Origin of the sequence: Streptomyces sp. NBC_01520 (genome assembly GCF_045040375.1) — a bacterium.
Lineage (GTDB): Bacteria > Actinomycetota > Actinomycetes > Streptomycetales > Streptomycetaceae > Streptomyces.
Map to the genome: position 1 here is coordinate 233,542 of NZ_CP109404.1, position 17,807 is coordinate 251,348.

The 17,807-nt window shown below is 71.7% G+C and carries 21 protein-coding genes; 8 read left to right on the top strand and 13 right to left on the bottom strand.

From position 1 onward, the window contains the following. Window positions 1-210 precede the first annotated feature (210 nt). On the top strand, window positions 211-1,035 hold the full coding sequence (locus OG524_RS01065) for an endonuclease I family protein (RefSeq protein WP_405392885.1): 825 nt from the start codon (window positions 211-213) through the stop codon (window positions 1,033-1,035). A gap of 24 nt (window positions 1,036-1,059) precedes the next feature. Here the strand turns inward: OG524_RS01065 and glsA are convergent, their stop codons facing one another. Beyond that, window positions 1,060-2,412, bottom strand: coding sequence for a glutaminase A (gene glsA, locus OG524_RS01070; RefSeq protein ID WP_405392884.1), 1,353 nt, complete (start codon window positions 2,410-2,412; stop codon window positions 1,060-1,062). A 40-nt stretch (window positions 2,413-2,452) separates the two neighbouring features. Beyond that, on the bottom strand, window positions 2,453-2,947 hold the full coding sequence (locus tag OG524_RS01075) for a DUF1269 domain-containing protein (protein ID WP_405392883.1): 495 nt from the start codon (window positions 2,945-2,947) through the stop codon (window positions 2,453-2,455). Window positions 2,948-3,084: 137 nt separating this feature from the next. On the opposite strand from OG524_RS01075, the gene OG524_RS01080 reads away from it, so the two are divergent. Together OG524_RS01080 and OG524_RS01085 are read left to right on the top strand one after the other, a co-directional pair. Beyond that, the gene (locus OG524_RS01080; protein ID WP_405392882.1) at window positions 3,085-4,200 is read left to right on the top strand and encodes a chemotaxis protein; all 1,116 of its coding nucleotides are present in this window, start codon (window positions 3,085-3,087) and stop codon (window positions 4,198-4,200) included. 96 nt (window positions 4,201-4,296) lie between these two features. Next, on the top strand, window positions 4,297-4,704 hold the full coding sequence (locus OG524_RS01085; RefSeq protein ID WP_405392881.1) for a hypothetical protein: 408 nt from the start codon (window positions 4,297-4,299) through the stop codon (window positions 4,702-4,704). 10 nt (window positions 4,705-4,714) lie between these two features. On the opposite strand, the gene OG524_RS01090 is transcribed toward OG524_RS01085, so the two are convergent. From OG524_RS01090 to OG524_RS01115, 6 genes are all read right to left on the bottom strand, one after another. Beyond that, window positions 4,715-6,121 (bottom strand): NADP-dependent succinic semialdehyde dehydrogenase, encoded by a 1,407-nt coding sequence (locus OG524_RS01090; RefSeq protein ID WP_405808600.1) that lies wholly within the window; start codon window positions 6,119-6,121, stop codon window positions 4,715-4,717. A 145-nt stretch (window positions 6,122-6,266) separates the two neighbouring features. Further along, the gene (locus tag OG524_RS01095; RefSeq protein ID WP_405392879.1) at window positions 6,267-6,728 is read right to left on the bottom strand and encodes an ATP-binding protein; all 462 of its coding nucleotides are present in this window, start codon (window positions 6,726-6,728) and stop codon (window positions 6,267-6,269) included. Window positions 6,729-6,881: 153 nt separating this feature from the next. Continuing rightward, a complete protein-coding gene (locus tag OG524_RS01100) occupies window positions 6,882-8,978 on the bottom strand; it encodes a xanthine dehydrogenase family protein molybdopterin-binding subunit (protein ID WP_405808602.1) in 2,097 nt (698 codons plus the stop codon). A gap of 40 nt (window positions 8,979-9,018) precedes the next feature. Then, entirely contained in the window at window positions 9,019-10,017 is a 999-nt protein-coding gene (locus OG524_RS01105; RefSeq protein WP_405392877.1) for an FAD binding domain-containing protein, read from the bottom strand. Next, the gene (locus OG524_RS01110) at window positions 10,014-10,586 is read right to left on the bottom strand and encodes a 2Fe-2S iron-sulfur cluster-binding protein (RefSeq protein ID WP_405392876.1); all 573 of its coding nucleotides are present in this window, start codon (window positions 10,584-10,586) and stop codon (window positions 10,014-10,016) included. The genes OG524_RS01105 and OG524_RS01110 overlap by 4 nt, the downstream gene beginning before the upstream one ends. A 35-nt stretch (window positions 10,587-10,621) precedes the next feature. After that, entirely contained in the window at window positions 10,622-11,017 is a 396-nt protein-coding gene (locus tag OG524_RS01115) for a hypothetical protein (protein WP_405392875.1), read from the bottom strand. 353 nt (window positions 11,018-11,370) lie between these two features. Here OG524_RS01115 and OG524_RS01120 point away from each other — a divergent pair, with 353 nt between their 5' ends. Beyond that, complete coding sequence (locus OG524_RS01120) at window positions 11,371-11,700, top strand: DUF6479 family protein (protein WP_405392874.1); 330 nt, start codon at window positions 11,371-11,373, stop codon at window positions 11,698-11,700. 163 nt (window positions 11,701-11,863) lie between these two features. After that, complete coding sequence (locus OG524_RS01125) at window positions 11,864-12,673, top strand: VOC family protein (RefSeq protein ID WP_405392873.1); 810 nt, start codon at window positions 11,864-11,866, stop codon at window positions 12,671-12,673. A 5-nt stretch (window positions 12,674-12,678) separates the two neighbouring features. Here the strand turns inward: OG524_RS01125 and OG524_RS01130 are convergent, their stop codons facing one another. Further along, window positions 12,679-13,254, bottom strand: a complete 576-nt coding sequence (locus OG524_RS01130; RefSeq protein ID WP_405392872.1) for a DUF6328 family protein — start codon at window positions 13,252-13,254, stop codon at window positions 12,679-12,681. 369 nt (window positions 13,255-13,623) lie between these two features. Here OG524_RS01130 and OG524_RS01135 point away from each other — a divergent pair, with 369 nt between their 5' ends. Next, window positions 13,624-14,010 (top strand): VOC family protein, encoded by a 387-nt coding sequence (locus tag OG524_RS01135; protein WP_405808606.1) that lies wholly within the window; start codon window positions 13,624-13,626, stop codon window positions 14,008-14,010. Window positions 14,011-14,060: 50 nt separating this feature from the next. Here the strand turns inward: OG524_RS01135 and OG524_RS01140 are convergent, their stop codons facing one another. Both OG524_RS01140 and OG524_RS01145 read right to left on the bottom strand, forming a co-directional pair. Next, complete coding sequence (locus OG524_RS01140) at window positions 14,061-14,552, bottom strand: GNAT family N-acetyltransferase (RefSeq protein WP_405808608.1); 492 nt, start codon at window positions 14,550-14,552, stop codon at window positions 14,061-14,063. A gap of 58 nt (window positions 14,553-14,610) precedes the next feature. Next, window positions 14,611-15,015 carry a DUF1992 domain-containing protein gene (locus OG524_RS01145; RefSeq protein ID WP_405808611.1) on the bottom strand — a complete coding sequence of 135 codons (405 nt, stop codon included), beginning with the start codon at window positions 15,013-15,015 and terminating at the stop codon, window positions 14,611-14,613. Between the two features lie 215 nt (window positions 15,016-15,230). Here OG524_RS01145 and OG524_RS01150 point away from each other — a divergent pair, with 215 nt between their 5' ends. Together OG524_RS01150 and OG524_RS01155 are read left to right on the top strand one after the other, a co-directional pair. Next, complete coding sequence (locus tag OG524_RS01150) at window positions 15,231-15,809, top strand: hypothetical protein (protein ID WP_405392868.1); 579 nt, start codon at window positions 15,231-15,233, stop codon at window positions 15,807-15,809. Next, the gene (locus OG524_RS01155) at window positions 15,806-16,321 is read left to right on the top strand and encodes a hypothetical protein (protein ID WP_405392867.1); all 516 of its coding nucleotides are present in this window, start codon (window positions 15,806-15,808) and stop codon (window positions 16,319-16,321) included. Before OG524_RS01150 ends, OG524_RS01155 begins: the two co-directional genes overlap by 4 nt. Window positions 16,322-16,389: 68 nt before the next feature. On the opposite strand, the gene OG524_RS01160 is transcribed toward OG524_RS01155, so the two are convergent. Both OG524_RS01160 and OG524_RS01165 read right to left on the bottom strand, forming a co-directional pair. Next, window positions 16,390-17,187, bottom strand: a complete 798-nt coding sequence (locus OG524_RS01160; RefSeq protein WP_405392866.1) for a tyrosine-protein phosphatase — start codon at window positions 17,185-17,187, stop codon at window positions 16,390-16,392. A gap of 111 nt (window positions 17,188-17,298) precedes the next feature. Continuing rightward, window positions 17,299-17,793, bottom strand: a complete 495-nt coding sequence (locus OG524_RS01165; protein ID WP_405392865.1) for a DUF6325 family protein — start codon at window positions 17,791-17,793, stop codon at window positions 17,299-17,301. Window positions 17,794-17,807 lie beyond the last annotated feature (14 nt).

Consider the following 17,807-nt stretch of genomic DNA (forward strand, 5'->3'; position numbering starts at 1 on the left):
GGGACGGCGTTGCCGCATCCGTTGCCCCGGCAGCCCGCTCCAGCCGTCACTTGACCTGCACATGATGATTACGCAACGTTCACACGACCGGCACCCTACGTGTGGAAGGCTCCCGGCTGACCAGGCATCACTCGGCAACCACGGCACCGCTCCCGCCACGTACCCGGTGGCGGCGGCGCGGTTCCTGCTGCTCCGGAGAGGACACCCCCCATGTCCAGTCGCCGCCGTTTCTACGCGCGTCCACTACTGGCCTCAGCCGCCTCGATCGCCGTACTCACGGGCGTCGCGGCCACCGCACCCGCGGCCACCGCCACCGCCCCGGCCGCCGCCACGACGTCACTCACCGCCCTCGACGACACCTACTACCAGAACGCCCTGGGCAAGACCGGCACCGCGCTCAAGGGCTCGCTGCACACGATCATCAGCAACCAGACCAAGCTCTCCTACAGCCAGGTCTGGGAGGCACTCAAGAACACCGACGAGGACCCGTCCAACTCCTCCAACGTGGTCCTGCTCTACACCGGCCGCTCGCAGTCCAAGAGCAGCAACGGCGGCAGCGTCGGCCAGTGGAACCGTGAGCACGTCTGGGCCAAGTCGCACGGCGACTTCGGCACCTCCACCGGACCCGGCACCGACATCCACCACCTGCGCCCCGAGGACGTCCAGGTCAACTCCATCCGCGGCAACAAGGACTTCGACAACGGCGGCAGCGCGGTGTCGGGAGCTCCCGGCAACTACACCGACAGCGACTCCTTCGAACCGCGCGACGCGGTCAAGGGCGACGTCGCCCGGATGATCCTCTACATGGCGGTGCGGTACGAGGGCGACGACTCCTGGGCCGACCTCGAACCGAACAACAGCGTGAACAACGGTTCGGCCCCGTACATCGGGCGGCTCTCCGTACTGAAGCAGTGGAGCCAGGAGGACCCGCCGGACAGCTTCGAGCAGAACCGCAACGACGTCATATTCGACGAGTACCAGCACAACCGGAACCCGTTCATCGACCACCCGGAGTGGGTCGAGGCCATCTGGTAGGCGAGGCCGCCGTCCGGTAGACGCTCAGTCCGGACCGGCCAGGACCTGCGCGCAGCGCTCCAGCGCCTCCTCGCGGGAGGCGAAGCGCGGCAGGTCCCGGCCGGTCCGTTCGCGGACGAGGTCGGGCGGACCCAGTCGGTTCCCCGGGTCGACGACGGCCGCGCGCCGCCCGTCCGCGACGAGCCGCGCCAGACCCGCGTGCAGCAGGCCCAGGGCGACGGAGTCGGCCCCCGTCACCTCGCTCAGGTCGAGCACGACCGAACCCGTCCGCTCCGGTCCGGACTCGTCCAGGGCGTACAGCACGCGCTCGGCGGCGGTGAAGTCGAGGGCTCCCTGGGCCGCGACGATCCCGACCCGCTCGCGCAGGGCACGCTCACGCCGGCCCGAGGGGGCGGAGGGCAACGCGTCGGCGGTGGTGGCCAGCGTGACGGTGGAGCCCGGCAGGGCCGGGTTCCGCATGAGGTGGAGCCCGTACCGCTCCGAAATCGCTCCGAGCGCCGCCCGTCCCCGGACCGAGGTGCCGGCCGCGTCCAGCGGTGGACTGTAGGCGGCCAGGCCGAAGCGGGCCGGGCCTGCGGCGATCAGACCGCCCGACACCCCGCTCTTGGCGGGAAGCCCGACGCGCAGCAGCCATTCGCCGGAGCCGTTGTACATGCCGCAGGTGGCCATCACGGCGAGCACCTGCGCGGCGACCTCCGCGGAGACGACGGTCTCGCCGGTGATCGGGTTGACCCCGCCGTACGCGAGGGTCGCCGACATCACCGCGAGGTCCACGGCCGTCACCCGCACCGCGCACTGCCGGAAGTACGTGTCCACGGCGGCCACCGGGTCCAGGTGCGCGGTCCCCGTGCTGCGGATCAGGTAGGCCAGCGCCCTGTTGCGGTCCCCGGTGGCGGCCTCGGACGCGTACACCTCCTCGTCCACGTCCAGCAGCCGCCCGGCGAACCGGCTCAGGCAGGCCAGGATCCGGTTGAAGGCGGGGGACTCCGGGGTGTCGGGGACCAGGGCGGTGGTGACGATCGCACCGGCGTTGACCATGGCGTTGGCGGGCCGCCCCGTGCCGGGCTCCAGGCTGATGGCGTTGTACGCCTCACCACTGGGCTCCGCGCCGACCCAGCGGTCCACCTCGTCCAGGCCGAGCGAGGACAGGGTGAGCGCGTAGACGAAGGGTTTGGACACCGATTGCACGGTGAATGGGGTGTCCGCCTCCCCCGCGCTGTAGCAGTGGCCGTCCATGCTGACGAGCGCCAGACCGAAGTCACCCGGGTCGGCACGCGTCAACTGCGGGATGTAGTGCGCCTGTTCGCCGTCGCGCACACCTACGAACCGGGCGTGCAGCTCATCCAGGGCGTCCGTGACGGCTTCGGCCGCGGTCACCCCGGCCTGCCGGGGGTGCGGACGTACAACTCTCGCGCGGTCATTCCGCGTCGTCACCGAACATGTCGCGGAGCTTGGCCTCATGCTCGGTGCGGAGGTTGCTGTGGAGCAGTTCGGCCCCGCCGCCGGGGAGCGACTCGCCGATACGGCTCGCCACCTCGTCCGTGGTCAGCAGGAACAGCGCCGAAGTCCCCGGTGTCACCTTCTGCTTGACCTCGGCGATGAACTCGTCGTCGATGCCGACGTCGGCGAGCTTCCCGCCGAGCGCCCCGGCCGCCGCGCCGATGGCCGCGCCGAGCAGCGGCATCAGGAAGATGAGCCCGAACAGCATCCCCCAGAACGTCCCGCTCAGCGCACCGGCGCCGACCAGGTTGATCAGCTGCTTCGTCTTCGGCTTCGATCGCTCGGCGGGCCAGGTCACGACGGCGGCGTCGAGGATCTTGATCGGGTCTTCCTTCCGGAGGGACTTCAGGGCCGCCTCCACGTTCTCGGCGCCGTCGGCCGAGTGGAACTTCCACACGGTGAGCGTGGACATCGCACATACCTCCGAAAAGCAAGGGGATAACTCGCTCATCCTAGGATCAAACGGTATGAATTGACTCGTCGAACGACCCGCCCCAGCCCGCAGGGCGGCCCCAGCACCGCGGACCTTGAACCCTCCGGGAGGGAACGATGGATACGGACGCCCTGACCGCCGGCCTGTTGCAGGAACTTCGAGCGACCAGGCCCTATCCGGCCCTGTCCCTGACGATGCCGACCCACCGCCGGGCGCCGGACAACGCCCAGGACGCCGTACGGCTGCGCAACCTGGTGGCCGAGGCCGCCAACCGACTGGAGGCCGACCCGCGGGTGAACCGCGAGTCCCGCGCCGCGATCAGGGCGCAGCTCGACCGGGCGGCCGAGGAGGTGGACCAGCGACGGGCCCTGGACGCCCTGGTCATCCTCGCCGACGCCGACGAGTACCAGATCTGGCAACTGCCACGCACCGCGCCCGAACGAGTGGTCCTCAGCGACACCTACCTCACCCGCAACCTCGTCGCGGCGAAGGCACGGGCGCAGCTCTTCTGGGTCCTGAGTGTGTCCGCCGAGCACGCGGCGCTGTGGTCGGGGACGAACGACGGACTGCGCAAGGAGAGCAGGGGCGGATTCCCGCTCACGGCCCCGCACGAGGAGCCCAACCCGCAGCGCGAGGAGCGGATCGGCGACACCCCGAGCACGTACAGCAGCGAGGACGCGCGCAATTTCCTGCGTACGGTCGACGAGAAGCTGCGCGCGGTCCTGGCGGCGGAGCCACGGCCGCTGTTCCTTGTCGGCCTCGCTCCCGCGCTCGCCCTGCTCGACGGGGTGGGCGAGACCTCCAGGTCGGCCGTCGGCAGGGCCGCGAAGGGCACCACCGCGGAGACGACCGCGCCCGAACTCCTCAGGGACCTGACCCCCGCACTCCAGGACCGGCAGCGGCAGACCGCGGCCGGCATCCAGGAGAGGCTCGACAACGCCCGGGGCAGCAACTCCTTCGCGGGCGGCCTCGACGAGGTGTGGGCCGCGGTACGGGAGGGCCGTGCAGGCCTGGTCGCCGTGGAGGAGCACTTCCAGCAGACGGTCAGAGTCACCGACGAGCACCTGGAGCCGGCCGACGACGCCGAGAGGCGGGCGGCGGACGGCCAGGTGCGCGAGGACATCGTCGACGAGCTCATCGAGGCGGCGCTGGACAACGGCTGCGACGTGGTGTTCGTCGCGGACGACTCCCTCGCGGAACACGGCCGGATCGCTGCGGCCCTGCGCTTCTGAGGGCGTGTCCTTGCATGGAGATTATGTGAATTATGTCTAGGTTTGGCGCTCCGGGTTGATCTCACTGATCACTCTGTACACGAAGGAGAGCCATTCATGGACCGATTCAGGCGCGCATCGGCGGCGGCCCTGCTCACAGCGGTGGTGCTGGCCGGCGCGGTGGGCGGGGCCGCAGCGTCCTCCGGTGTCCCCGCACCGCCGTCCGGGGCGAGCGCGGAGGACCTGGCGACCCGGCCCGCGCTCACCGCGCGGACGACCCTGAGCCACGTCGCGGCCTGGCAGGAGTTCCGTGTCCACGGATCCGCCCGGCACATCCGCCCCGGCACCCAGGTGACCCTCCAGCAGAAGCAGGGCAAGCGCTGGGTGTCCCTGCCCGCGAGCATGAGGACCACCGGCGACGGCGGCTACAGCCTGCGGGTGCGTCTCGGCATCAAGGGCGAGAACGCCCTTCGGATCGTCGGCGGCGGCGCTGTCTCGCCCGCCGTCCGCACCACGGTGGGCTGATCTCGGTGTCCTACTCGGGGCCGTACCAGACGGTGGTGGCGTTGCAGAACTCCCGGATGCCGTGCCCGGCCAGCTCCCGCCCGTAGCCGGAGCGCTTCACCCCGCCGAAGGGCAGTGCGGGGTGCGAGGCGGTCATGCCGTTGAAGAAGACACCGCCCGCCTCCAGGTCGCGCACGCACCGTGCCGTCTCCGCCCGGTCGCGCGTCCAGACGTTGGAGCTGAGCCCGAAGGGGGTGTCGTTGGCGAGTTCCACGGCCTCGTCCACGTCCGCCACCCGGTAGAGCGTCGCGACCGGGCCGAAGGTCTCCTCGCGGTGGATGCGCATGCCGGGGGTGATCCCGGCGAGGACGGTCGGCGTGTAGAACCAGCCCCGGTCCAGGCCGCCGCCCAGCCCTTCGGGCCTGCCTCCCCCGCACAGCGCGGTGGCGCCCTGGCGTACGGCGTCGTCGACGAGCTCCTCCAGGTCGGCGCGGCCCTGTTCGCTGGAGAGCGGCCCCACGTCGGTGGACTCCTCCAGCGGGTCGCCGACGGTCAGGGCGCGCATCCCCGCGGTGAACCGCTCGGCGAACGCGTCGTACACGTCCGCGTGCACGATGAAGCGCTTCGCGGCGATGCAGGACTGTCCGTTGTTCTGCACCCGGGCGGTCACCGCGGTCTCCGCGGCCTTGGCCACGTCAGCCGACGGCAGGACGACGAACGGGTCGCTGCCGCCCAGCTCCAGCACGGTCTTCTTCACCTCGTCACCCGCCGCGGAGGCGACCGCCCGGCCCGCCGGTTCGCTGCCGGTGAGCGTCGCCGCGGCGACCCGGGGGTCGCGCAGGATCGCTTCGACCGCGCCCGAACCGACGAGCAGCGTCTGGAAGCAGCCGTCGGGGAATCCCGCCCTCGTGAACAGGTCCTCGATGTACAGGGCGGTCTGCGGCACGTTCGAGGCGTGCTTGAGCAGTCCGGTGTTGCCCGCCATGAGTGCGGGCGCGGCGAAGCGCATGACCTGCCAGAGCGGGAAGTTCCACGGCATCACGGCGAGGACCACGCCCAGCGGGCGGTAGTGGATGTAGGCCCGGGAGGCCCCTGAGTCCTTGACGTCGGCGTCCGCGGGGTGCTCGTCGGCGAGCAGGCGCTCCGCTTCGGCCGCGTACCAGCGCATCGCCTTCGCGCACTTCGCGGCCTCCGCGCGGGCCGCCGTGACCGGCTTGCCCATTTCGGTGGTCATGGTGCGGGCGATCTCCTGCCGGTCCTCGTCGAGAAGGTCCGCGGCCCGGTTCAGCAGCCGGGCCCGCTCGGCGAAGTCCGTCGTGCGGTAGCTGTGGAACGCCCGGTGGGCGGCGGCGAGCCTGCGCTCGGTCTCCCGCGCGTCCATTGGGTCGAATGTCCTGAGCGTCTCGCCGTTCGCGGGATTCACCGTCGCGATGGGCATGACATGGCCTCCTTGCATCGGTTGACCGACCGTGACACGCCACGCCCTGCCGCGCGACGCGGCCCCCTGTCACACGTACCCGGCCGGCGTGGATCATGCGTGCGCGGGGCACGCCGTCCGCACCGGCCGGGCGCCGGGCCGCTCGTCACACGAGGGCGGGAACGGGTCCGGCGAGGAACGTGCGGCCTCCGGGGAGCGGTGTACGCGGCAGCAGTCCGGTGGTGCACGGCGTCTCCGCGTAGCGCGTGAACCAGACGACTTTGCCGTCCGTGGTCCTGCAGGTGCCCCAGCTGTCGCTGAGGGCCATGACGCGGCTGAGACCGCCGCCACCGCCGCTGAGCGGCTTGGGCATCCGGGAGTCGTTGTCGGCCACGGACACCGTCAGGTGCCGGCCGGTGAAGCGGAGCTCGACGACGCACTTGTTGTCGGCGCCGACATGCCGCTGGACGTTGGTCAGGAGCTCCTCCGCCGCCCGGCACACCGGCCGGACGTGCAGATCGAGACTCCAGTGACGAAGGTGCGCGGCGACTATGCGCCGCAGCTGGGAAATACGCTCTGCCGACACCTGTAGTTCGACCAGATAGTGCCGGTCGAGTGGAACGGTCATCGTCGAGGCTCCTCACCGCGAGGCCCACGTGCTTCACCCCGTTCGAACCAACGACCCCCGAACGCGAAGCGTGAGCAGCTGTCACATCTGGGTCACTCATCAGAGTGACCCGAGGGGGCCGGTTGCGCAACCGAGGGGCCCACTCACGCTGCGTCACAGCAGGTGGGGCAGCAGTTTGTCCGGGGTGAGCGGGAGGGCGCGCAGCCGCACGCCGGTGGCGTGCCGCACTGCGTTCCCGATGGCGGCCGCCGTACCGACGACGCCGATCTCACCGATGCCCTTGCTGCCCATCGGGTTGAGGTGGGGGTCGTCCTCGTCGATCCAGTGCGCCTGGATGTCGGGGACGTCGGCGCACGACGGCACGTGGTAAGAGGCCAGGTCGCTCTCGGTGAAGTCCCCGAAGACCGGGTCCATGGTGCTGCCCTCGGTGAGGGCCATGCCGAGTCCCATCACCATGCCTCCGATGAACTGGGAGCGTGCGGTACGGGAGTTGAGGATGTGGCCGGCGGCGAACACTCCGAGCAGCCGCCGCACCCGCGCCTCGCCGGTGAGGGAGTCGACCGCCACCTCGGCGAAGTGGGCACCGAAGGCGTGACGCGCGTAGGGGGACTCCTTCGCCGTCTCCTGTTCCGTGTCCGCCGTGACGGTGATGCCCTCCGGCGGGACCGGCCCGGTGCGGCCGCCGAGCCTGTCCACCAGGGCGTTGGCCGCCTTGTGCACAGCCGATCCCCAGGACGCCGTGCCGGAGGAGCCGCCGGCCACGGAAGCCGCGGGCAGGTCGCTGTCGCCGATGTCGATACGGACGTTCTCCGGCGGGGTGCCCAGTACCGAGGCCGCGATCTGGGCCAGGACGGTACGGGCGCCGGTGCCGATGTCGGTGGCGTTCACCCCGATACGGAACGAGCCGTCCGGCGCTGCGTGCGCGAAGGCGGCGGACTTCGAGACGAGCACGGGGTACGTCGCCGAGGCGACCCCGGTACCCAGCAGCCACGGCCCCTCCTGCCGGACTGCGGGATTCGGGTCCCGGTCGTACCAGCCGAACCGCCGGGCACCTTCGGTCAGGCAGGCTGCGAGGTTGCGGCTGCTGAACGGGCGTCCGCTGTCGGGTTCGGCCACCGGTTCGTTGCGCAGGCGCAGTTCGACCGGGTCGATCCCCAGGGCGCAGGCCAGCTCGTCCATGGCGGATTCCAGGGCGTACATCCCCGACGCCTCGCCCGGTGCGCGCATCCAGGAGGGGCTGGGCACGTCGAGGGCGGTCACGCGGTGCACCGTGCGGCTGTGGGGCGAGGCGTACATGACGCGGGCCGGCACGGCGGCCTGTTCGACGAACTCCTTGACCGTCGAGGTGTGGGTGACGATCTCGTGGGAGACGGAGGCGAGTACGCCGTCGCGGTCGGCGCCCAGTCGCACCCGCTGCACCGTGGGCGCGCGGTGACCGACGATCGCCGCCATGTACCGGCGGGGCAGCGCGAGCTGGACCGGGCGTCCGGTGTGCCCCGCGGCCATCGCGGCCAGCACGGCCTGGGGGCGCGGGGTGCCCTTGGAACCGAAGCCGCCGCCCACGTGCTCGGAGATGACGGTGATGCGGTCCTGTTCGATCCCCAGTGCCCGGGCGAGGCTGTCGCGCACCGTGGTGGAGCCCTGGCTGGAGTCGTGGACGGTCAGATGTCCGTCGGCCCACCGAGCGGTGGAGGCATGCGGTTCCATGGGGTGGTTGTGCAGGCCCCCCAGGGTGTATGTGACGTCGATCCGCACCGGTGAGGCGGCGAACGCGGTGTCGGCGTCGCCGCGTTCGCGGACCGCCGGGTGGCCGCCGTTGGCCTGCTCGGGCGTGTAGAGGCCGGGGTGGTCCCCGGTGAGGATCACGTCGTGGCCGGTCGTCCTGTACTCGACCCGGACGGCCGCCGCACCGGCCCTGGCGGCTTCCGGGCTCTCGCCCAGGACGAGGGCGACGGGCCAGCCCCGGTGCGGAACCCGGTCGTCCTGGAGAACGGAGAGGATCGGGTCGTCGGGTTCCTTCAGGCGCGGCGCGTTGTCCGGGGTCAGGACGGTGTGCACGCCCGGCACGGCGAGGGCGTCGGCGGTACGGGTCGCGACGACGTGCCCGCTCGGGACGGTGGCGGGGACGATCCAGCCGTACAGACAGCCGGGCGGGGTGTGCTCCGCGGCGTACCGGGCGGTGCCGGTGACCTTGTCCCGGCCCTCCCTGCGGGCGACGGGGGCTCCGGGCGGCTGGGGTGCGTGGCTCATGGCGGAAGTCCTCGGTTCGTCGAAGTGCGGGCCGGGCGGCTCAGCGGGGCGGTGCCGCCCGGGCGGTGAGGCCTGTCAGGGCCCCGATCGCCAGATTGCGGGCCAGGGCCACCTTGAATCCGTTGTCCCGCAAGGGCCTGGCGGCTTCGAGTTCGGTGTCCACCGCCCGGGCGAAGGTCTCGTCGGTCGCGGGTGCGTCCCGCAGCACGGTCTCCGCCGCCCAGGCGCGCCACGGCCGGTGGGCGAGCCCGCCGAAGGCGAGCGACGCCTGTTCGACACGGCCGTCGCGGACGGTCATCACAGCGGCGACGGAGGCCAGCGCGAAGGCGTACGAGGCGCGGTCGCGTGCCTTGCGGTACAGGGATACGGCACCGTCCGGACGCGGTGGCAGCACCACTTCGGTGATCAGCTCGCCCGGCCTGATCACGGTGTCCTGGTCGGGGTTGGCGCCCGGCAGCCGGTGGAATCCGGTGACGGGCACGGTCCGTTCCCCCTCGGGCCCGTGCAGCAGGACCGTGGCGTCGAGGGCCGCGAGGGCGACCGCCATGTCCGAGGGGTTGGTGGCGACGCAGTCCCGCGAGTGGCCGAGCACCGCGAGATCTCGGTGGGCGCCCTCCCGGGCCGGGCAGCCGGAGCCGGGCAGACGTTTGTTGCAGGGCTTGGAGGTGTCCTGGAAGTACGGGCACCGGGTGCGCTGGAGCAGGTTCCCGCCGGTGGTGGCGGTGTTGCGGAGCTGGCCGGAGGCACCGGCCAGGAGCGCCTGCGACAGGGCGGGGTAGTCGGTCCGTACGCCGGGATGGGCGGCGAGGTCGCTGTTGCGTACGGTAGCGCCGATCCGGAGTCCGCCGTCGTCCGTCCGCGTCACCCGGTCCAGCGGGAGCCGGCTGATGTCGACGAGCAGGCCGGGCGACTCCACCCCGAGCTTCATCAGGTCGACGAGGTTGGTGCCACCGCCGAGGAACCGGGCCCCGGGGTGCTCGGCGCAGGCGCGGACGGCCTCGGCCACGGAGCCGGGGCGCAGGTAGAGGAAGGGTTTCACGGCGCCACGTCCTCGATCGCCCGGACGATGTGGGGGTAGGCGCCGCACCGGCAGAGGTTGCCGCTCATCCGTTCGCGGATCTCCTCCGCCCCGAGGGCGGCAGGCCCGTCGGGGGCGGTCGCGGTGGGCGGGGTGACGTGGGAGGGAAATCCGTCCGCCGCCTCGCCGAGCATGCCGACCGCCGAACAGATCTGCCCGGGTGTGCAGTAGCCGCACTGCAGGGCGTCCCTCTCCAGGAAGGCGGCCTGCACGGGGTGCAGCCGGTCGCCGTCGGCCAGCCCTTCGACCGTGGTGATGCGTGCACCCTCCTGAGCGACGGCGAGCAGCAGGCAGCTGTTGGCGCGCCGGCCGTCGACGAGCACGGTGCAGGCACCGCACTGGCCGTGGTCGCAGCCCTTCTTCGCACCGGTGAGTCCGAGGTGTTCGCGCAGCGCGTCCAGCACGGTGGTGCGGTGATCGAGCGTCAGCGTTCGTGCGGCGCCGTTGATGTGGAGGGTGAGGGCCGAGCGGGTGCCCGGCGGCGGACCCTGTCCGGCGTCCGCGTCGTCCTTCCCGGGGGTGGGGTGCATGGACTGGTGCCTTCCGGTCTCGGACGGTGCGGGCATCAGGCGGGACCGCGGCTCTCCAGTCGCAGCCGGATCTCCTGTTCCTGGTCTCCCGCGGCCGTTCCCACGACCCGGACGGCGAAGGTGTCCGCCAGGTGCTGACGGAGGCGGTCGACCGCCCAGTAGCCGCCTTGCGCCTCGACGATCACGGGTGCCGACAGCCGCGTGGGCCTGGCGCCAGCCAGCGTCTCGGACACATCGACGGTCGCCGTCCACACGGTAGGGCGTGTCGTCGACTCGTCCTCCGGTGTGTCGCTCGCCGGGCGGTCGGAGACGAAGGCCCGGCGCAGCACGTCGAAGACGGTCCGCGCGTCCTCCTTCGGGCAGCCGGTCACCGCGACCACTACGTCGCCGCTCTCCCGGTGCTCCTGTGTCTGTACGTCCGTGCTGTTCACAGTGGTTCCTTTCGACTTCGTGGAGGGCGGTACCGCTGCCGGTGCGGATCGTCACGAACCGGTCGGACAGTGCACTCGTGCGGGTGAAGCGGGTGGCGGCCGAGCGAATCGGGTTGTCCCGGGCGTCCCTCCGGTGTTCCGGGGATTCATTCCAGGCTCACCCCGTGGCCGCGCGACGGCGACACGAGGGGGTTTCGCCCCGCTGAGGGCAGATGCCGGGCGGGCCGACCTGCCGCGTCATGATCGTGTAGCCGGTTCGAGCCGCGTGAAACTCTTTCGCCGGGACACCGTCACAAAACATGAATTAACTCCCTCAACCGTCTGTTGTCGGCCCCCCGGGGTATGCGCCATGCATGGACGTAACAAACGGAGCCAGGGATTCTCTCGCCGTCACCCTCGCCGGACCCGGTCCCATCGGGGTCGTTCTCGGCATCGCAGGACTTGCCGTGGTGGTCCTGCTGATCGGCTCGTTCTGGTGGGGCATGCGGCGCCGGGACCGGGAGCTGCCGCCCCCGCGCCCCGAGGAGCAGCCGCACCGCCCGGATCACCGGACGGAGATCCGGGAGAAGGACGTGCACGGCTCGGACCGCTTCCCCGAGGACCGCCGGGGCCTGTCACCGTACGAGCTCGGCGACCACGGCAACGAGGTGATCCCGCCCGACACCGACCGCCCGCGTGACTGAGGTGGGTACGCCCCGGTCCGCGGGGCGCCACCCGCCGCCGCCTTCCCGTCGCTCCGTCGGCGGGGAGGCCGTGTGTTGCGGGACCGGCCGGTGCGCATGAGGCTGGGGCTGGCCCCGCGGCACCGAAGAAGTCATGCCGCAGAACCGATAAGGCAGTGCCACCATGACCGCAAGCGAACCGGCGCCGCTGACCGGCGCCACCGCGCCGTGCTGGGTCCACCTGGTGACCCAGGAGCTGGGGGCCGCACAGCGCTTCTACGGTGCCGTCCTCGGCTGGACGTTCCGCACCGGCCCGCTTGGCGAGGACTACGCCATGGCCCGTTCGGGCGGTGTGCCGGTGGCGGGCATCGGTGCGGTCGCCTCCGCCTTCCAGGTGGCCGTGGCCTGGACGCCGTACTTCTCGGTCCGGAACGCCGACGAGGCCTCGGCCCGCATCCGCGAGCGCAGCGGCACGGTGGCGGTGGGCCCGCTGGCCATCGGCAAGGGGCGTGCCGTCCTGGCCGCCGACCGGGAGGGCGCGTCGTTCGGCGTCTGGGAGTGGACGGGGCGCGCGGCCTCCCTGGCACCGTCCGGGCACCGGGCGCACGCCTGGCTCAGGCTGCGCACCAGGAACGCCTTCGACGCCGCGATCTTCTACGGCGAGGTCCTCGGCTGGGAGAGCGGCGCGCCCGGCTGTTGCGAGGTCTCGTACGTCAAGGAGGAGGTACTCGTGCGGTGCGACGGCCGACCGCTGGCCAGGATCAGCTCCGGGGCCGTCGAGGCCGCGCCCGATCCGATGGTGCGCCCGCACTGGCAGGTGCAGTTCCCGGTCGACGACGTGGCGGCGACGGTCCACCTCGCGGAGGAGCACGGGGGCACGGTCATGGAGCGGCGCGCTGTGCCCCACGGCAGCGAGGCGACGCTGCGCGACCCGGACGGCGGGCTCTTCACCGTGACGGACGTACGCAGCCCCGCGGACAGCGACGACGGATGAACGGGTCATCCGGCCGGACCGGAGTCCCCGTCGCCCGGTGACCGCTCGCCGTCGCCCTGCTTCGGCCCCCTGGCGATGACCCACAGCGGGAAGACGAACCAGCAGACCAGGAACCACAGCGCCATCGCGCCCACCAGCCAGAACGCCAGGGCGTTGTGGAGCGCCACCCGCAGGATGAGCAGCAGGGCGGAGCACATCGTGCAGAAGAGCAGCCCGAGTCCGAGCTTCGTCAGGTGCGAGGCCCAGGTCACGGTCTGCGGCTTCATCCGCCGGCCGGTGAGCAGCCGGTGGTAGGACACCGGCCCGATCAGGGCGGCGGCCGTGGCCGACCCCAGCATGACGGTGACGACGTAGATGTTCCGGTCGGTGGTCGAGAGATCGGCGAACCGTGGCTGGAACACCACCGCGAGCAGGAAGCCGAACAGGATCTGCACGCCGGTCTGGGCGACCCGCAGCTCCTGGAGCAGATCCGTCCACCGCCGGTCCGCCCGCTCCTCCTCGGTCTCCTCACGGCCGCTCCTGGCCGCTGTCACGTCGCGTTCCGGGCCGTTGTCGTCCCCGCCCGTCGATATCCGTCCCATCGCTGCCTCCACCACGTCGAGTGGGTGGTTCTGGTGCCCCGTACCGGCTCCACGAATACATCCAGCGGGCAAGCGCATGAGGGTCCCGTCCGGAACATCGCAGGTCCGGGGCCTTTTCGGGCAGTACGGCCGCGCCCGGGCGGGCTCAGCACCCGCCCGTTCCGTCCATGGTGGCACCCACCTGGGAATTCACCAGGCCGGGCCGGCGCGGGCGTGACCGTGGGACTGTCGGCACCGGGCGATTACAGGCCAAGCCCTCGACGCACCGTGAGCACTCGCCTAAGATCGTCCCTACGGCATCGCGCGTCGGTCACCGGCCGGGTGAGGCGTGGAGGTAGCCCGTGAGATGCCCGCTGGAGGCATTCCACAGTGTCAGTCGAGTTGAATCACACCATCATTCACTGCCGGGACAACCGTGAGTCCGTCGAGTTCCTGGCGCACATTCTGGGCCTGGAAGCCGGACGGGAATGGGGCCCCTTCATTCCGCTCGTCCTCGCGAACGGCGTCACGCTGGATTTCGCGGCCATTCCCGCCGAATCGATCACCGCGCAGCACTACGCGTTCCTCATTTCCGAGGCGGAGTTCGATACGGCGTTCGAGCGGATCAAGGCGCAGGGGATCGTGTACTACGCCGATCCGCACCAGAAGCGCCCCGGCGAGATCAACCACAACGACGGTGGACGGGGGATCTACTTCCCCGACCCGAACGGGCACGGGATGGAGCTCATCACCCGCCCGTACGGTGGCTGGTCGTAGCGGAGGCTGCCGACAAGGCGCGGGAGTGACCCCGGCCGGGGTCACTCCCGTCAGGCGCTCGCGACCGGGAGGGTCAGTTCGGGCCGGTCCCACATCACCGCGGGCGGGCGGGCCGCCACCGTACCGGTGCGCTCGGCACCCACGCCGAGGTAGAAGCCCTCGGCCGGCGGATGCGCGACCACGCGCACCTCGCTCAGCCCCGCGCGGTGCGCCTCGTCCCGCATGTGGGCGACGAGGAGGCGCCCGATCCCCAGCCCCTGGGCGTCGTCGCCGACGAACATCAGGTCGAGTTCCGGCGGGGAGACGACCAGCGCGTAGAAACCGAGCACACGCCCGTCCCCACCCACGGCGACGAAGACCCGGTGCGTCTCGATGTAGTCCGGGCCGACGCGGTACCCGGCGACCATCGGCGCGTACGGACCCTCGTAGGCGCGTGAGGTGGTGACGAGACGGGTGAGCCGCTTGGCATCCCGCGCGACGGCCCGCCGGATGCGGACCCCTGCGGGGCCGGCGGACCTGTCACGCCGGTACGTAACGCTCATAGAGCGAGTATCACGCACCTGTGCGGGCCCGCGTGCACGGGGCCGCGGGGGATCCGGTTCAGACCCGGCCGCGCCGCTCGCGCCACTCCCCCACGGCCGCCTCGATGTCGAAGGGCCTGAGGTTCAACGGCGGGCCCTCGGGCGGCATGAGGAGCGCCTTGCGGATCTTCTCGTTGACCTCGGAAAGGATGCGCCGGACCTCGGCGTCCGTCTTCGCTGCGGCGGCTGCTTGCCCGGCGTCCTCCGCCTCTTTGCGGAGCGTCAGCGACGGCGGGAGCAACGAGAGTCCCTCCCGCTGCATCTTGGCCTTGATCCACCACGTCTCGTCGTAGGGCCGTCCGAGACCGGGGAGCGGCTTGCCGAAGCCCGGCAACGCGGAGAAATCGCCGCGCTGTTCGGCCTCGCGGATCTGCTTGTCCACCCACGATTCGAAGCTGACACCCGCGGGCTTGCGCTCGGTCACCGTGTGCCCCTCTCAGAACGCGTCCGGCAGGACTCCGGGTCCGGGCCCGGTCCGGCGCTTCCACGATACCGAGCGGTCACGTCCGCATGAACTCCGTCAGATGGGTACACGTCAGCGTGCACACCGCCCGGCACATCGGCCGGGCCCGTCCGAAAGGGGATGACGAGAGTGGGACAGCACGACGCACCGTCCACGAACCGGAAGGAGCGCCTGTCATGACGACCGTGGTGATCATCATCGTCGCCGCCGTCCTGGTGGCAGTGCTCGGCTACTTCCTCGTCCGTGCCCGGACCGGTGGCGGCCACGGGCTGCGCCGCCGTTTCGGACCCGAGTACGACCGCACCGTCGCCCGTCACGACGGCGACACGAAGGCCGCCGAGCACGAGCTCGCCGAGCGCGTGAAGCTGCACGGCCACCTGCGGGAGCGGCCCCTTTCCCAGGAGGCGCGCGAGGCCTACGCCGGCCGCTGGGCCGCCGTGCAGGAGGGGTTCATCGACTCACCCACCGAGGCGCTCGCCGAGGCCGACGCGCTGCTGGCACGGCTGGCCCGCGACCGGGGTTTCCCGGACGGCACCGGCTTCGAGGAGCAGACCGCCGCCCTCTCCGTGCACCACGCGGAGCAGGTCGACGGGTACCGCAAGGTGCACACGGCGGTACGCGGCCGGGGCGGCACGGAGGAGATGCGGAAGGCACTGATCGAGTCCCGCGACCTCTTCGACGTACTGCTCGGGCAGGCGCCCGACGAGCCGGTCCGGCCGGACCGGCAACGGACCGACGGAAGGACCGCGGCATGACGCACCGCACCGGACACACCGAGAATCCCACCGAGGCACCCCGGACCGCGACGGAGAGGCTGCACACCGAGGCACCCCGCCCGGTCCCGGAACCGCCGCACGAGACCGACGGGTCACGGACCGCGGCACCCGGCCCCGACGGGCACCAGGTGATGAACCGGGGTCCCGGCGATACGGGTGCGCCGCCCACGGCCGCCCCCACGGACCGGCCGGCCGCACGCCCCGAGGTCACCTCGGCGGGCCTGCCGCTGCTGCCCGCCGAGGAGCAGGACGCGCTGACCCGGCGTATGCGCCAGGCCGTCTCCGACTTCGTCGAGAGCCCGCGCCACGCGGTCGAGGAGGCCGAGGGCACCTTCGACCGGATCGTGGCCGAGCTGACCGAGGCGCTGGAGGACCGCAGGCATGTCCTGCGTTCCAGCTGGCGGACGCGGGACACCGAGGCCCGGACGGAGGAGCTGCGGGTGGCCCTGCAGCAGTACCGTGACGTCGGCGAACGGCTCCTGCGGATCTGAACGGGACCCCCGGGACTGCGGCCAGGTGCGAGGTCCTTCGCGGACGTCGCACCTGGCCGTGCCGGATGTCAGACCGGTACGGCCATGTCGGCGCGCAACCGCTCCACCACTGCCGGAGGCAATCGCAGCCCGTCGCGCAGATAGCCGTCGAGTCCGCCCCAGCGCTCGTCCATGGCGTCCAGGGCGGCCTCCAGATAGCGGGGCCGGGCCTCGACGACCGCGGTCGCGATGTCCGGGTCACCGCCCTCGTCGAGGAAGCGCCGCACCAGTGGTCCGAATGTGGCCCTGACCGCGCGGTTCACCGCCAGGAACTCCGCCCGTACGACGTCACGGGGCGCGCCCGCGACGAGCAGCAGGAGTGCGGCGGCCCAGCCCGTGCGGTCCTTGCCGGTGGCGCAGTGGAAGAGCAGCGGTCGCGCCCGCGGGTCCGCGGCCGTCTCCACGAAGGCCCGGTACGCGGCCGCCGCGCCCGGCGACAGGACCATCTTCCGGTAGGTCTGTGCGAACAGTTCCTCCGCCCTGCCGCCGCCGAGTGCGGCCGCTGCTCCGTCCGGGTCGCAGAGCAGCGCCCTGAGCCGGGCCGGGGCGACGCCCGGGTTGTCGCCAAGGACGTCGGCGACGAACAGTCTGGCGCCCGGCGGAAGCCGGTCGGGCGCCCACTTGCGTTCGTCCGCGGTGCGGAGGTCGACGACGGTGCGGATACCGAGTGCGGCCACCGCCATGTCGTGCTCCGGGTCGAATTCGCTCAGCTGGCCCGAGCGCAGAAGGATTCCCTGTCGCAGGCGGCGGTCGCGCCCCAGGGCGATACCGCCCAGATCGCGCAGGTTGACGACGGTGGCGGCCGGGACGGCCCGGGCGGTCTGCACGATGAACTGCCTCTTTCCCGACGAACTGCACAGGTCAGGATCAACGTCGCACGGAGCATGAAATTCAACAAAAGAAACGCCGGGCGCCGACGGGGGGTATCGGCCCGGGTGTCAGTCGGTGAGGATCCTGGCCTTCTGCGCCGCGAACTCGGCATCGGTCAGGACACCCTGTGCCCTCAGTTCGGCGAGCCGCTCCAGGAGCGTGATGATGTCGTCCCCTCCGTCCGCCGGGACACGCTCGTGCGCCACGAGCTCCCCGCCCGCCGTGCGGGCCGCCTGGGCGAGCGGCACCGACCAGAGGTCTTCCCAGACGATCAGCGCCGCGGAACTGCCCTCCGGCATGCGCCCGAGCGCGTCGACGTCCGTGATGTCCGGCAGTCCGGCCGTCTCGTCCTGCGGCGGCCGGAACGACACCAGCCCCGCGGGGTCGAGCACCCGCTGCTCCACACGTTCCAGGGTGCCGTCCTCACCCCTTCGCGCGAAGGCCAGGGCGAGGATGCGCACCGCCTGCGACGCCACCGCGTCGGCCAGGACGGGCGCGATCACGTCGGCGAACCGGCCGTCGGGAAAAGTGACGACCAGGTACTCCACGGGTCCCACGGCCATGGCGCGTCCTTTCC

Coding starts and splice junctions, on each gene's coding strand:
- OG524_RS01100 (WP_405808602.1), bottom strand. CDS start 8,978: ATGAGCCACGCACCCCAGCCGCCCGGAGCCCCCGTCGCCCGCAGGGAG.
- OG524_RS01090 (WP_405808600.1), bottom strand. CDS start 6,121: ATGCCCATCGCGACGGTGAATCCCGCGAACGGCGAGACGCTCAGGACA.
- OG524_RS01080 (WP_405392882.1), top strand. CDS start 3,085: ATGGATACGGACGCCCTGACCGCCGGCCTGTTGCAGGAACTTCGAGCG.
- OG524_RS01110 (WP_405392876.1), bottom strand. CDS start 10,586: ATGCACCCCACCCCCGGGAAGGACGACGCGGACGCCGGACAGGGTCCG.
- OG524_RS01140 (WP_405808608.1), bottom strand. CDS start 14,552: ATGAGCGTTACGTACCGGCGTGACAGGTCCGCCGGCCCCGCAGGGGTC.
- OG524_RS01085 (WP_405392881.1), top strand. CDS start 4,297: ATGGACCGATTCAGGCGCGCATCGGCGGCGGCCCTGCTCACAGCGGTG.
- OG524_RS01095 (WP_405392879.1), bottom strand. CDS start 6,728: ATGACCGTTCCACTCGACCGGCACTATCTGGTCGAACTACAGGTGTCG.
- OG524_RS01125 (WP_405392873.1), top strand. CDS start 11,864: ATGACCGCAAGCGAACCGGCGCCGCTGACCGGCGCCACCGCGCCGTGC.
- OG524_RS01120 (WP_405392874.1), top strand. CDS start 11,371: ATGGACGTAACAAACGGAGCCAGGGATTCTCTCGCCGTCACCCTCGCC.
- OG524_RS01165 (WP_405392865.1), bottom strand. CDS start 17,793: ATGGCCGTGGGACCCGTGGAGTACCTGGTCGTCACTTTTCCCGACGGC.
- OG524_RS01075 (WP_405392883.1), bottom strand. CDS start 2,947: ATGTCCACGCTCACCGTGTGGAAGTTCCACTCGGCCGACGGCGCCGAG.
- OG524_RS01155 (WP_405392867.1), top strand. CDS start 15,806: ATGACGCACCGCACCGGACACACCGAGAATCCCACCGAGGCACCCCGG.
- OG524_RS01150 (WP_405392868.1), top strand. CDS start 15,231: ATGACGACCGTGGTGATCATCATCGTCGCCGCCGTCCTGGTGGCAGTG.
- OG524_RS01130 (WP_405392872.1), bottom strand. CDS start 13,254: ATGGGACGGATATCGACGGGCGGGGACGACAACGGCCCGGAACGCGAC.
- OG524_RS01065 (WP_405392885.1), top strand. CDS start 211: ATGTCCAGTCGCCGCCGTTTCTACGCGCGTCCACTACTGGCCTCAGCC.